The organism is Pseudacidovorax sp. NFM-22, from assembly GCF_021401245.1.
Taxonomy (GTDB): Bacteria; Pseudomonadota; Gammaproteobacteria; order Burkholderiales; family Burkholderiaceae_C; genus Xenophilus.
Map to the genome: position 1 here is coordinate 100,107 of NZ_JACBFY010000010.1, position 12,818 is coordinate 112,924.

The 12,818-nt window shown below is 72.0% G+C and carries 13 protein-coding genes; all 13 read left to right on the forward strand.

What is annotated here, in order from left to right; translation table 11 throughout:
* Positions 1-38: 38 nt before the first annotated feature.
* The 13 genes from L0984_RS27075 to hpxZ all read left to right on the forward strand — a co-directional run bounded on the left by L0984_RS27075 (position 39) and on the right by hpxZ (position 12,688).
* Positions 39-944 carry a LysR family transcriptional regulator gene (locus L0984_RS27075; protein ID WP_234197503.1) on the forward strand — a complete coding sequence of 302 codons (906 nt, stop codon included), beginning with the start codon at positions 39-41 and terminating at the stop codon, positions 942-944.
* Between the two features lie 340 nt (positions 945-1,284).
* A complete protein-coding gene (locus L0984_RS27080; RefSeq protein ID WP_234197504.1) occupies positions 1,285-2,331 on the forward strand; it encodes a tripartite tricarboxylate transporter substrate binding protein in 1,047 nt (348 codons plus the stop codon).
* Between the two features lie 222 nt (positions 2,332-2,553).
* Positions 2,554-3,483 (forward strand): polysaccharide deacetylase family protein, encoded by a 930-nt coding sequence (locus L0984_RS27085; protein ID WP_234197505.1) that lies wholly within the window; start codon positions 2,554-2,556, stop codon positions 3,481-3,483.
* Between the two features lie 63 nt (positions 3,484-3,546).
* Positions 3,547-4,257 carry a GntR family transcriptional regulator gene (locus L0984_RS27090; RefSeq protein WP_234197506.1) on the forward strand — a complete coding sequence of 237 codons (711 nt, stop codon included), beginning with the start codon at positions 3,547-3,549 and terminating at the stop codon, positions 4,255-4,257.
* Positions 4,258-4,320: 63 nt separating this feature from the next.
* The gene (locus L0984_RS27095; RefSeq protein WP_234197507.1) at positions 4,321-5,019 is read left to right on the forward strand and encodes an aspartate/glutamate racemase family protein; all 699 of its coding nucleotides are present in this window, start codon (positions 4,321-4,323) and stop codon (positions 5,017-5,019) included.
* A gap of 127 nt (positions 5,020-5,146) precedes the next feature.
* Positions 5,147-6,382: a ring-opening amidohydrolase gene (locus L0984_RS27100; protein ID WP_234197508.1), complete on the forward strand. Its 1,236-nt coding sequence runs from the start codon at positions 5,147-5,149 to the stop codon at positions 6,380-6,382.
* Positions 6,383-6,388: 6 nt separating this feature from the next.
* On the forward strand, positions 6,389-7,789 hold the full coding sequence (locus tag L0984_RS27105; RefSeq protein WP_234197509.1) for an amidase: 1,401 nt from the start codon (positions 6,389-6,391) through the stop codon (positions 7,787-7,789).
* The gene (locus L0984_RS27110) at positions 7,786-9,147 is read left to right on the forward strand and encodes an FAD-dependent monooxygenase (protein WP_234197510.1); all 1,362 of its coding nucleotides are present in this window, start codon (positions 7,786-7,788) and stop codon (positions 9,145-9,147) included. Before L0984_RS27105 ends, L0984_RS27110 begins: the two co-directional genes overlap by 4 nt.
* Before the next feature lie 30 nt (positions 9,148-9,177).
* Positions 9,178-9,714, forward strand: coding sequence for a VOC family protein (locus tag L0984_RS27115; protein ID WP_234197511.1), 537 nt, complete (start codon positions 9,178-9,180; stop codon positions 9,712-9,714).
* Positions 9,701-10,687, forward strand: a complete 987-nt coding sequence (locus tag L0984_RS27120; protein WP_234197512.1) for an ABC transporter substrate-binding protein — start codon at positions 9,701-9,703, stop codon at positions 10,685-10,687. Before L0984_RS27115 ends, L0984_RS27120 begins: the two co-directional genes overlap by 14 nt.
* Positions 10,688-10,695: 8 nt before the next feature.
* On the forward strand, positions 10,696-11,529 hold the full coding sequence (locus L0984_RS27125; protein WP_234197514.1) for an ABC transporter ATP-binding protein: 834 nt from the start codon (positions 10,696-10,698) through the stop codon (positions 11,527-11,529).
* Positions 11,526-12,287 (forward strand): ABC transporter permease, encoded by a 762-nt coding sequence (locus L0984_RS27130; RefSeq protein WP_234197515.1) that lies wholly within the window; start codon positions 11,526-11,528, stop codon positions 12,285-12,287. The genes L0984_RS27125 and L0984_RS27130 overlap by 4 nt, the downstream gene beginning before the upstream one ends.
* Before the next feature lie 11 nt (positions 12,288-12,298).
* Positions 12,299-12,688, forward strand: coding sequence for an oxalurate catabolism protein HpxZ (hpxZ, locus tag L0984_RS27135; protein ID WP_234197517.1), 390 nt, complete (start codon positions 12,299-12,301; stop codon positions 12,686-12,688).
* Positions 12,689-12,818 lie beyond the last annotated feature (130 nt).

Consider the following 12,818-nt stretch of genomic DNA (forward strand, 5'->3'; position numbering starts at 1 on the left):
GAGCCCGCTGCGACAGCCCCCTGCACAATGTCCCGGCCATGCTCCACCCGCCGCGCTCCTTCGTCTATCTGGATGCCGTCGCCCGCGCCGGCTCGATCCGCAAGGCGGCCGAAAAGCTGCACGTGGCCTCGACCGCGCTCAACCGCAAGATCCTGGAGATCGAGGCCGAGATCGGCACGCCCCTGTTCGAGCGCCTGCCGCGCGGCGTGCGGCTGACGGCGGCCGGCGAGGTGCTGCTGACCGCCGTGCGTCGCACGCTGGGCGACCTGCGCTCGGCGGCCTCGCAGATCGAGCAGCTGCGCGGCCTGGTGCGCGGCACGGTGCGCATCGGCTGCGCCGAATCGGTGGCCAGCGACCTGATGCCGCGCACCATCGCGCACTACCAGCAGGCGCATCCGGGCGTGCAGTTCCAGGTGGTGTCTGGCGTGACGGCGCAGCTGGTGCAGCAGCTGATGGCCGACGACGTGGAGATGGTGCTGGTGCACGACCCGCAGCCTTCGGAGGCGCTGCGCGTCATCAGCGCGCTGGACCAGCCGCTGTGCGCCATGCTGCGCCCCGACCATGCGCTGGCGGGCCGCGAGAGCCTGCGCCTGGCCGACTGCCAGGACTACACCGTGGCGCTGGGCGACCGTTCCTTCGGCAGCCGGCGGCTGCTCGACGCGGTGATGGCCCGCTCGCGGCTGCAGCTGAAGGTGGCGCTGGAGGCCAGCGCGGTGCAGACGCTCAAGGAGTTCACGCGGCAGACCGGGGCGATCAGCTTCCAGTTCCAGATCGGCACGCTGCGCGAGGTGCGAACCGGGGAGCTGGTGTCGATCCCGCTGATGGACCGCTCGCTCACCAGCAGCCAGCTCGTGCTGGCGACACGCGAGGGGCGGATGCTGCCGATCGCGGCGCTGTCCTTTCAGGAGGCGCTGGTCAGCGCGCTGGCGGCGCTGCCGCACTAAGGTGCGGAGGCGCTGAGGGGCTGCACTGCGGCCCGCCGGTCGACGTCCCCGCTGGCTCAGCTCCTTCCCCCTCTGGGGGAAGGCTGGGATGGTGGCCAGCGCCGAACGGCAGGGTCTTTGGGGCGTTGGCCCCCACCCCCGCCCTCCCCCAGCGGGGGAGGGAGTCAGCCCATCTCCTTTGCACGAGACACGTCGAAGCGTGCAGCCGGGAAGCCCATTGGCACGAAAGCCGCTAGCGACTTCAATTGTGCACAATCAATTTCTTGAAGTGCACAATTCAGGTGCAGGCACTTCCCAAGGCGAAGCGCGGCACCCGCCCAACCCTTTCGCTGGAGCCGCCATGCACCGTCCTGTTGTCTACCCTTCCGCCGAACCCCTGCCGGCCCGATCCACCCGCCGCACCCTGGCCACGGCCCTGCTCGGCGGCCTGCTGGCCGCAGCCGCCCTGGGCACCTCGGCGCCCGCCAGTGCCGCCGACGCCGCCGCTTGGCCCGACCGCCCCGTGAAGATCGTCGTGCCCTTCCCGCCCGGCGGCGCGGCCGACGTGTACGCCCGCCTGGTGGGCCAGAAGCTGGCCGAGATCACGGGCAACCGCCAGCCCATCGTCATCGACAACAAGCCCGGCGCGGGCGGGATCATCGGCACCGACGTGACGGCCAAGTCGCCGGCCGATGGCAGCACCTTCCTGATGGTGACCATCGGCCATGCGGTCAACCCCTTCATGTACAGCAAGCTGCCCTACGACACGCGCGCCGACTTCGTGCCCGTGGGCGTGGTGGCCGAGGTGCCCAGCGTCATCGTGACCGGCCCCGCGCTCAAGGACAAATCGCTCAAGGACCTGCTGGCCATGGCCCGCGCCAAGCCCGAGGAGGTGCAGTACGCGTCCTCCGGCGTGGGCTCCACCAGTCACGTGGGCGCGGCGCTCATCGAGTCGATGGCGGGCGTGCGCATGACCCACGTGCCCTACAAGGGCGCCGCCCCCGCGCTGCAGGACGTGATGGCCGACCGCGTGCCGCTGTCGGTGGACATCATCACGTCCTCGCTGCCGATGGTGACGAGCGGCAAGCTCAACGCCGTGGCCGTGACCGGCGCCAAGCGCGCGCCCAAGCTGCCCAACGTGCCGACGGTGGCCGAAGCCGGCATCCCGGGTTACGAATTCGTCTCCTGGTACATGCTGCTGGCGCCGGCCAAGACGCCCAAGCCGGTGCTGGAGCAGGTCAACGCCGAGTTGCGCAAGGTCGCCGCGCTGCCCGACTTCCGCACCCGCATCGAGGACACCGGCGGCCAGGTCATCACGACCACGCTGCCGCAGGCCAACGACTACCTCAACGCCGAGTTCGTGCGCTGGGCCAAGGTGATCAAGGAACGCAACATCAAAGCAGACTAGAGAACCACCCCGTTGCTTGCTCACTTCGTGTAGCCGCCTCCCCCTCAAGGGGCCGAGCCCGTACAGAGAAGGTCCGGTGGACCTTCTCTGACTGGCGAGGAGATGCGCCACTGGCGCAGCGCGGTCTGCAAGACCTCCCCCGCGGCCCGGCAAAGCCGGTTCCGCGGGCGCCTCCGCATGGCCTGCTCCGCGGCCCTTCGAACGCTCCGAGCACCACGCTCCATGACCTCATCACTGACTAACAACTCCCGCGACTTCATCGGCTACGCCAACCGCCCGCCCGCCGTGGCCTGGCCCGGCGAGGCACGGGTGGCGGTCTCCTTCGTGCTGAACTTCGAGGAGGGCGCCGAGTTCTCGGTGGCCGATGGCGATGCGCGCAACGAGTCGGTGTACGAGGTGATCGACCCGCGCACCGGCTGGGACCCGTGCATCGACAGCCACTTCGAGTACGGCACCCGCGCCGCCTGGTGGCGCATCGCCGAGCTGTTCGACCGCCACCGCGCGCCGATGACCGTCAGCGCCTGCGGCCGGGCGGTGGAGCGCAGCCCCTGGCTGGCGCAGGACGCGGTGGCCCGCGGGCACGAGGTCTCGGCCCACGGCTGGCGCTGGGAGAGTCACGCCGGCCTGGCGCCCGCGCAGGAGGCCGCGGCCATGGACGCCTGCCTGGCCGCCATCGAGGCCGCGTGCGGTCGGCGGCCCGTGGGCTGGCACACGCGCTCGGCCTGCACGCCGAACACCCGGGCGCTGCTGGCCGAACGCGGCTTCCTCTACGACAGCGACGCCTACAACGACGACCTGCCCTTCTTCGTGCCGGTGGCCGGCCGGCCGCACCTGGTGCTGCCCTATGCCTTCGACACCAACGACATGCAGTTCCAGCACACGCAGCGCTTCGCCACCGCCGCGCAGTTCGCCGAGTACGTGTGCGACGCCTTCGACTGGCTGCACGAGGAAGGCGCCACGCGGCCGCGCATGATGTCGGTGGGCCTGCACCTGCGCATGATCGGCCGGCCGGCGCGCATGAAGGCGCTGGCGCTGATCCTCGACCACCTGCGCCGCCGCGGTGGCGCCTGGATCGCCACGCGCGAGCAGATCGCCCGCCACTGGCTGGCCCACGCGCCGCGGCCGGACGCCGCGGCCACCCCCGCCGGATGACGGCTTCCGCCGACAGGGATCGCGCGGATGGGCGCCCCGAGGGCCTGCGCTAAAGTCGTCCGGATGCATCCGACGGAAGAGGCCATCCACCGCACCCTGGCGCAGACCCTGCTGGCCGGGCGGCTCGCGCCCGGCACCCAGCTGGTGGAAACGCGGCTGGCGCAGGTCTTCGGCGTCTCGCGCGAGCGGGTGCGCAAGGTGCTGCACCGCCTGGGCCACGAGCGCCTGCTGGACCTGGTGCCCAACCGCGGCTGCTTCGTCAGCAACCCCACGCTGGCACAGGCCCGCGAGATCTACGACGCGCGCCGCATCATCGAAGGCGGCATCGTCGGCAGCCTGGCCGGCACGCTCGCGCCCGCACAAATGGAGGCGCTGGCCGAACACGAGCGGCGCGAGCATGCCGCCCTGCATGCCGGCGACCGCGCGGCCTCGATCCGCCTGTCGGGCGAATACCACCTGCTGCTGGCCGAATTCACCGGCAGCCCCTTCGTGGTGCGGCAGTTGCAGGAGCTGGTCAGCCGCACCGCCATGCTGGTGGCCTTCTTCGAGCCGGCCAGCGCATCGGGCTGCGGCTGCGAGGAGCACGAAGCCATCAGCCTCGCCCTGCGCCGCGGCGATGCGGCCGGCGCACTCAAGGCCATGCAGGTGCACCTGTCGCTGATCGAGACCCGGCTCAAGCCGCGGGCCGCGCCCGAGGCCGAGGGGGATGCCGAACAGACCATCGCCGAGGCCTGGGCCCAGAGCCAGGCCGCGCTGGCCCCGTCGGCCGCCTGACCCGGCGGGCACGGGCGCTGCTTTCACCGACCGGCACCGCTGTCACATCCACCGGGCACTGCCATGACCCAGACCGCTCCCGCCCTGCCGCCCCGCCCCCGGCTTCTGGTGCTCAACCCCAACCGCACGGCCGCCATGACCGACGCGGTGCTGCACGAGCTGCGGCGGCTGACGGCCGGCCAGGTGGAACTGCGCGGCTTCACCTGCGACGACGGACCGCCGGTGATCGCCACCCGCGAGAGCTTTGCCGCCGGCGCCCAGGCCGCCGCCCGCGCCTGGCCGGCGGTGGACGACGGCTGGGCCGATGCCGTGCTGCTGTCCTGCTACGGCGACCCCGGCCTGGCGACGCTGCGTTCGGCCAGCCGCGTGCCGGTGCTGGGCATGGCCGAATCGAGCATGCTGCAGGCGCTGGCCCGCGGGCGGCCCTTCCACATCGTCACGGCCGGCAAGGCCTGGGGGCCGATGCTGCATGAGCTGGCGGCCCGCCACACCCGCGCCTGGCCGCTGCTGCACGGCATCACCACGCTGGACACCACCGGGCTGGCCGGCAGCCAGAACCCGGCGGCCTTCTCGGCGCTGGTGCAGCGGGCGCTGGACGACCTGGGCGGTGCGCATCCAGGCGGTGCCGCACCCGACTGCATGCTCGGCGGCGCCGGCTTCGCCGGCATGCGGCCGACGCTGCGCTACGGCGGGCTGCTGGAGGACGGGCTGCAGGCGGCGCTGGCGCAGTGGCGCGCGTTGCCGATCACGCCGAGCGCCTGATCCGCCGCCCTGGCGGCTGCCAGCGGCCGAATCGACTGCACACAATTTGCGCTCGCTCCGAGCGAAACAATGCGCTGGAAGTTGGCGCAGCCGCTGCCCATACTGCGGGCATCTTGTGCAGCGCATCATGACTTCCGCTCCCCTTTCCACCCCCGTCGACCTGCGCCCGCAGCTGGCCGTGCACCGCCTGGGCATGGCCCATCCCGGCGACCTGTCGGCCCTGGCCGCGCTCTTCGACGCCGGCACCGTGGCAGCGGACGAGGTGGTCGCCGTCATCGGCAAGACCGAGGGCAACGGCGGCGTGAACGACTTCACCCGCGGCTACTTCACCCAGTCGCTGATGCAATTGCTGGCCGAGCGCACCGGGCGGCCGGCCGAGGCGATCTGGCGCGAACTGCCCTGCGTGCTTTCCGGCGGCACCGAAGGCGTGCTGAGTCCGCATTACGTGGTCTTCTCACGCCGGATGGTGCCAGCCGATGCGGGGTGCAGCGTCGGCAGCCACGTTGTCGAGCGCGGGACCCGCATCGCTCCCGGCACGGCCGCCGACACCCACGCGCCGGCTCGCCGTGAAGCGGCAGCTCCCGACGCCCTCGCCATCGGCACCGCCTTCAGCCCGCCGACAGCGCCGCAGGACATCGGCCGCTGGACGCACGTCCGCGCCGTGGCCCACGCCGTGCGCGCCGCCATGGACCAGGCCGGCATCGACCGGCCCGAAGACGTGGCCTTCGTTCAACTGAAGTGCCCCTGCGTGACCTCGGCCCGGGCCCAGGCGGCCGCCGCAGCCGGCCACACCGTGCTCACGGCCGACCCGGGGCGCTCCATGGCCTTCGCCCGTGCGGCGGGCGCCTTCGGCGCGGCCATCGCACTGGGCGAGCTGCCGGACGACCCGGCGCTGGAGGATGCGCTGCTGCGCGACTTCGCCCGCTTCTCGGCCCGCGCCAGCGTCTCCTCCGGCGTGGAGGTCAGCGCCAACGAGGTGATCGTGCTGGGCCACAGCGCCCGCTGGCAGGGTCCGCTGCGCATGGGCTGCGCACCGATGCGCGACGCGCTGGACATCGCCGCCGTCGGCGAGGCGCTGCGCCCGCTGGGCCTCACGGCCACGCCGCAGCTGCCGGCCGCGCAGGCGACGCGCGTGGCCGCCGTCTTCGTCAAGTGCGAGCCCGACCGCCGCGGCCAGGTGCGGGGCGCTCGCCACACCATGCTGGACGACACCGACATCAACGCCCAGCGCCACATCCGCGGCGCCGTGGGCGGGTTGGTGGCCGGCGTGCTGGGCGACGGGCGGCTCTTCGTCTCCGGCGGCGCGGAACACCAGGGCCCCGACGGCGGCGGCCTGGTGGCCGTGATCGCGGACGTGGGCTGATACGCCATGACCGGGACGCCCGCCTGGCAGATGAGCGCCGAGGCCCTGTCGCAGGCCTACGCGCGGCGCACGCTGTCGCCGGTGGAGGCGCTGCTGTCCGTGCTGGAGCGGGCGGACGCGGTCCATCCCGTGCTCAACGCCCTGGTGGTGCGCGATGACACCGCGGCCCTGGCGGCGGCCCAGGCCAGCGAGGCCCGCTGGCGACGGGGCGCGCCGCTGTCGCCGCTCGATGGCGTGCCGCTCACCGTCAAGGACAACCTTCCCGTGGCCGGCCTGCCCTGCCGCTGGGGCAGCCGGCTCTTCGCCGACCACTGGCCGGTGCAGGACGAAAGCCCGGTCGCGCGGCTGCGCGCGGGCGGCGTGGTGATCCTCGGCAAGACCAACGTGCCCGAGTTCACGCTGCAGGGCTACACCGACAACCCGCTCTTCGGCCCCACCGGCAACCCGTGGGCGCCGGCGCTCACGCCGGGTGGCAGCAGCGGCGGCGCGGTGGCGGCGGTGGCGGCCGGCATCGGGCCGCTGGCGCTGGGCACCGACGGCGGCGGCTCGATCCGCCGGCCCTGCGGCTTCACCGGGCTCTATGGCTTCAAGCCGGGCCGCGGCCTGGTGCCGCGTGCGGACGGCCTGCCGGCGCTGCTGCCGGGGCTGGAAGAAGCCGGCCCCATCGCCCGCAGCATGGGCGACCTTCGGCGGGCGCTGCGCCTGCTCGCACCCCGGCTGACGCCGCGGCACGACACCCCCGGCCTGCTGCGCATCGCGTACTGGCGCGCCATCGGCGACAGCCCGGTCGATGCGGCCATCCTGGCGCGCAGCGATGCCGCCGCCGAGCGTCTGCAGGCCATGGGCCACACGGTAGCCGTGCAGCCCTCGCTGCCCGAGGTCGAGGCCTTCAACCGACAGGCCTGGCCGGTCATCGCCAGCACCGGCCTGGCGGCCGTGCTGCACGAGCGCATCGACGGCTGCGAGGACGCGCTCACGCCCGCCATGGCCGCCCTGCTCGCGCAGGGTCGCAGCCACAGCGCGGTCGAGCTGTTCCAGGCCCAGGCGCTTCAGCGCGCGCTGGCGCAGGCCTTGCAGGGCCTGTTCGCGCAGCACGACCTGTTGCTCACCCCGGCCAGCGCGGCCCTGCCCTGGCCGGCCGACCAATCCCATCCCGCCACCATCGCCGGCCAGCCGGTGGACGGCCGCGGCCATGCCGTGTTCACAGCCTTCGCCAACGGCGCCGGCCTGCCCGCGCTGGCCGTGCCCGCCGGCCCGACGGAAGACGGCCTGCCGGTGGGCCTGCAGCTGGTGGCCCCGCGCGGCGGCGACGCGCTGCTGTGCGCCGTCGGCGCGATGTGGGAACGCGATGGCGCGCCGGCCTGGTGCTGGCCGCCCGCCCTCGACAAGGAAGAACTGCCCTCATGAAGATCGTGATCGTGGGCGCCGGCGTGGCCGGTGCCATCCTCGCCCGCCGCCTGGCCCGCCTGCCCGGCGTGGAACTGCACTGCCTCGAACGCGTCGGCCCCGACGACCATGCCGAGGCCGGCACCGGCCTGAACGTGGGGCCCAACGCCATCAAAGCGCTGCGCCGGCTCGACGCCGAACTGGCTGCCGAGGTGGAAGCCGCCAGCCTGCCCTGGACCCGCTGGGACATCGCCCTGACCGACGGCACGCCGCTGATGGCGCTGCCGCTCGCACAGGTGGCGGACAACCCCGGCATCCGCATCCGCTGGTCGGAGCTGTACCGCGTGCTGCGCCAGGGCGCGGGCCCGGCCATCCGCTATGGCTGCACGCTCGAATCGGTGGGCGCCAGCGAGACGGCGCCCGGCAAGACCCGCGTGCGCTTCACGCAGGACGGCGCCACGCACGAGATCGACGGCATCGACCTGCTGGTGGGCACCGACGGCCGCTACTCCCGCGTGCGCGAGACCTTCTCCGGCGCGCCCGAGCCGCGGCACATCGGCGTCGCCATCCTGCGCGTGCTGGTGCCCGACACCAGCGCGGGCCTGGTGGACGACTACGGCCAGTGGTTCAGCGGCTGCCACCGCTTGCTGGCCTTCCGCGTCCCGCCGGACCATGTCTACATCGCCGCCACCTACCCGGTGGCCCCCGGCGCGCCGGTGCAGGACGCCTGGAAGACCGAGGCCGTGATGCGCGCCACCTACCAGCCCGCGCAGGGCGAGGCCAGCCCGGCCGTGCGCTGGCTGCTGGACGCCATGTGCGCCCAGTTGCACGACGCGCACTGGGCCCGCATGCAGGAGGCCGACGTGCGCTTCGCCGAGCCCGAGGTGGATGTGCTGTACCTGGGCGACAGCGCCCACGGCATGGCGCCCACGCTGGGCCAGGGCGCGACGCAGGCCATGGAAGACGCCTGCGCCGCCGCGCTGATCGTGGAAGACGCCTGGGCCCGCGGCCAGCGCACGCCGCGCGTCTGGCTCGACCGCATCGTGGCCGGGCGCACCGAACGCCTGCGCTTCGTCATGGACCTGTCGGTGCGCGCCACCGACACCATGCTCGAAGGCGCCGACCCGGTGGCCGGCACGCGCTGGAAGACCGAGCCGCCCTTCCAGGCCGAGCTGGCGGCGCTGTTCCGCGACGTGGCGCTGGGCGTACCGGAGGAAGCCTCGGCCAAGGCCCAAGGGCAGTCCGTGAATCCAAGTCCGTTCGGGCTGAGCTTGTCGAAGCCTGGCGCAAGCCCTTCGCCCCTCCGACAAGCCCAGGACAGGCCAAGCTCAGGGCGAACGGGTGATCCGACTGCCATGGGGCCAAGGCCCACGGCCTGATTCCTGCTCGGCCTTCCCCAGCACCGACCCATGGACAACGCCCTCACCCACGGCCTCTTCCACCTGGCCATCAAGACCGCCGACCTGGCCGCCACGCGCGCCTTCTGGATCGGCGTGATCGGCCTGCGCGAAGTGCCCCGGCCCGACTTCGGCTATCCCGGCGCCTGGCTCGCCTGCGGCCAGCCGGGCGGGCAGGCCATCGTCCACATCTATGCCGGCGGCCCGGCGCTGGGCGGCCAGGCCCGCGTACCGCAGGGCACGGCCGCCATCGACCACATCTCGCTGGCCTGCAGCGGCTACCACGCCTACATCGCGCGCTTCAAGGCCGCGGGACTGGCCTGGCGCGAGTTCCTGGTGCCCGGCACCACGCTGTGGCAGCTCTTCGTGTACGACCCCAGCGGCGTGCAGCTGGAGCTGACCTTCGAGGGCGCCGTCGAGGTCGGCGCCCCGCCCGACATGTCGCCCGGGCGCGTCTACCGCGCGGGCGAGTCCTTCTTCGACACCGAACCCTATCCCGTCCTTTCCCTGAACACCCCTCCCGGAGAAACCGCCCATGCTTCGCACTGACTTCCTGCGGCTTGCCGCACGCGCCACCGCCGCATTGGCACTGGCCCTGCCCTTCGCGGGCGTCGCCCACGCGGCCGACAAGATCAAGTTCGGCGTCTTCCCCTCCAGCGCCGCGCTGCCCTTCTACATCGCCCAGAACCGCGGCTGGTTCAAGGAGGCCAGTCTGGAGGTCGAGGAGGTGCCGATGACCAGCCACCCGCTCACGGTGCAGGCCCTGGTCTCGGCCAACATCGACGGCGCCGCCAACCTGGTGACGCTGGAGGGCGCCAACATGGAATCGCGCCGGCCCGGCACGCTCAAGTACATCTCGCTCAACGGCCAGAACAGCCAGCACGTGATCGAGCAGTTCGTGGTCAAGGCGTCGAGCCCGGCCAAGTCGCTCAAGGACTTCAGGAACGGCTTCAAGCTCTTCTCGGCCCCCGGCCCCGCCAACATCGGCGCGGCGCGCGCGGTGCTCAAGAAGGTGGGCCTGGTGGAAGGCAAGGACTTCACCATCCAGGAGCAGCAGATCGGCGTGCACGTGGGCGCGCTGCAGTCGGGCAACTTCGACGGCGGCTACACGCTGGAGCCCTCGGCCACCATCATGGTGGCGCAGGGCGTGGGCCGGCGGGTGGAGACGGGCGTGATCGCCACCTACCTGCTGGGCCGCAAGGAGGCCTCGGCCTTCGCCGCCGGCGCCGTGCTGTCCGACAAGTTCATCGCCGAGCGGCCCGACGTCGCCACGCGCTTCGCCGCCGTCTGGGCGCGCGGCGTGAAGGCCGCACAGGCCGACTCCAGCACCCGCGGCTACCTGGTCCAGGGCATGAAGGTGCCGCCGGAGCTGGCCGCCACCGTGCCGCTGCCGCGCATCGTGATGACGGGCGATCTGTCGCCGGCCGACGTGGCCGACTTCCAGAAATTCCTGGACATCGGCACCGAGCTGGGTGTGATCAAGGACAGGATCGACGGCAAGGCCGTGGTCAAGGCGCTGTGATGCGGGCCATGGACGTCTCCCCGCCGCGCACCGCACCCGCCCATGCCACCGCCGCCGAGGCGGCCGCCGGCCACCGCTGGTACGCGCCCGGCACGCACATCACCATCCGCGGCCTGACCAAGCGCTTCGGCGACGCGGCGGTGTACGAGAACTTCGACCTCGACATCCCGCACGGCAGGATCACCTCGGTCTTCGGCCCCAACGGCTGCGGCAAGAGCACGCTGATCAACATGATCGCGGGCATCCTGCCGCACGACGGCGGCCAGATCCTGTTCGAGGGCAAGACGGCGCGCGAGACGCGCATCGGCTACGTCTTCCAGAACTACCGCGAGGCGGTGTTCCCGTGGATGCGGGCCATCGACAACATCCGCTATCCGCTGCAGTACCTGGGCCTGTCCAAGGGCGAGCGGGAGGCGCGCATGGACCGGCTGATGGCCGAGTTCGACGTCAAGCTCGACCTGTCGCGCTACCCGTACCAGATGTCCGGCGGCCAGCAGCAGCTGGTGTCGATCATGCGGGCGCTGGTGGTGGAGCCGGAGGTGCTCTTCCTCGATGAGCCCTTCTCGGCGCTGGACTACGAGATGGTGATGTTCCTGCGCGAGCGGCTGCAGAAGGTGCTGGTGGGGCGCAAGGTGACGACGCTGCTCGTCTCCCACGACCTGGACGAGGCCGTGCTGCTGGCCGACCATATGCTGCTGCTGACCAAGCGGCCCACGCAGGTGGCCGACAACCTGCCCTTCGACGTGCCGCGCCCGCGCACGGCGGCCACCACCGTCTCGCCCGAGTTCATCGACGTGAAGACGCGGGCGCTGGAGATCTTCCAACGCGAGGTGCGCAAATGAAGACGCCGCTCTCTGCGCGCCTGCGCCCGCTGTGGGGCATGGCCCTGATCGTCGCCCTGTGGGCCTTCGCCCATGCCACCAAGGCGGTGGACCCGGTGCTGCTGCCCTCGCCCGGCGAGGCGCTGCAGGCCTTCTGGAAAGGGCTCTCCGGCGGCACGCTGTGGGGCGACTTCGAGAAGACCATCGTGCGCACGCTGGTCTCCTTCGTCATCGCGCTGGCGGTGGCCGTGCCACTGGGCGTGGTGCTGGGGGCCAACGAGAAGATCTACGAGGGCATCGAGTTCGCCATCGACTTCTTCCGCTCCACGCCGGCCTCGGCCATGTTCCCGCTCTTCCTGGTGTTGTTCGGCGTGGGCGAGAAGACCAAGATCGCGGTGGCCGCCTTCGGTGCGGCGCTGGCCATCCTGTTCAACGTGGCCTACGGCGTGATGAGCGCGCGCAAGCAGCGGCAGCTGGCAGCCCGCGTGATGGGCGCGCCGCGCTGGCGCGTGCTGACCGACGTGACGCTGCTCGAATCCATGCCGCAGGTCTTCGTGGGCATGCGCTCGGGCGTGTCGATCGCGCTGGTGATCGTGATCGTGGCCGAGATGTTCATCGGCTCCACCGACGGCCTGGGCCAGCGCATCATGAATGCCCAGACCATTTTCGACATGCCCGACATGTACGCTTCGATCTTCGCGGCGGGCCTGCTGGGCTACGTGATGAACCTCATCTTCCTGGTGGCGGAGCGGCGCTTCGTGCACTGGGGCGGAAAGTAAAAGACGACCCCATGACTGTTTCGATGAACGAGATCAACCTGCCGGACGTGCTGGCCGAGGTGAACGCCGTGTTCGACGCGTACGAGCGCGCCCTGACGACCAACGACGTGCCGGTGCTCGACCGGCTGTTCTGGGAGTCCGAGCACACGCTGCGCTACGGCGCCACCGAGAACCTGTACGGCTATGCGGCGATCCAGGCCTTCCGCCAGGGCCGGCCCGCCAACAACCTGGAGCGCGAGATCACCGCCCGCTCGGTCACCACCTTCGGCCGCGACTTCGCCGTCGCCAACGTGGAGTTCCGCCGCACCGGCAGCACCCGCATCGGCCGCCAGAGCCAGACCTGGGTGCGCCTGCCCGAGGGCTGGAAGGTGGTGGCGGCGCATGTGAGCCTGACGGGCTGATGGGCTGATGGGCTGATGGGCTGATGGGCTGATGGGCTGATGGGCTGATGAGCTGGTGGGTTGATGAGCTGATCGCCCATCCCCGTTCGGGCTGAGCTTGTCGAAGCCCTGCGCAGCGCTTCGACAAGCT

Coding starts and splice junctions, on each gene's coding strand:
- L0984_RS27075 (WP_234197503.1), top strand. CDS start 39: ATGCTCCACCCGCCGCGCTCCTTCGTCTATCTGGATGCCGTCGCCCGC.
- L0984_RS27110 (WP_234197510.1), top strand. CDS start 7,786: ATGAAGATCGTGATCGTGGGCGCCGGCGTGGCCGGTGCCATCCTCGCC.
- L0984_RS27125 (WP_234197514.1), top strand. CDS start 10,696: ATGGACGTCTCCCCGCCGCGCACCGCACCCGCCCATGCCACCGCCGCC.
- L0984_RS27095 (WP_234197507.1), top strand. CDS start 4,321: ATGACCCAGACCGCTCCCGCCCTGCCGCCCCGCCCCCGGCTTCTGGTG.
- L0984_RS27080 (WP_234197504.1), top strand. CDS start 1,285: ATGCACCGTCCTGTTGTCTACCCTTCCGCCGAACCCCTGCCGGCCCGA.
- L0984_RS27100 (WP_234197508.1), top strand. CDS start 5,147: ATGACTTCCGCTCCCCTTTCCACCCCCGTCGACCTGCGCCCGCAGCTG.
- hpxZ (WP_234197517.1), top strand. CDS start 12,299: ATGACTGTTTCGATGAACGAGATCAACCTGCCGGACGTGCTGGCCGAG.
- L0984_RS27090 (WP_234197506.1), top strand. CDS start 3,547: ATGCATCCGACGGAAGAGGCCATCCACCGCACCCTGGCGCAGACCCTG.
- L0984_RS27105 (WP_234197509.1), top strand. CDS start 6,389: ATGACCGGGACGCCCGCCTGGCAGATGAGCGCCGAGGCCCTGTCGCAG.
- L0984_RS27130 (WP_234197515.1), top strand. CDS start 11,526: ATGAAGACGCCGCTCTCTGCGCGCCTGCGCCCGCTGTGGGGCATGGCC.
- L0984_RS27120 (WP_234197512.1), top strand. CDS start 9,701: ATGCTTCGCACTGACTTCCTGCGGCTTGCCGCACGCGCCACCGCCGCA.
- L0984_RS27085 (WP_234197505.1), top strand. CDS start 2,554: ATGACCTCATCACTGACTAACAACTCCCGCGACTTCATCGGCTACGCC.
- L0984_RS27115 (WP_234197511.1), top strand. CDS start 9,178: ATGGACAACGCCCTCACCCACGGCCTCTTCCACCTGGCCATCAAGACC.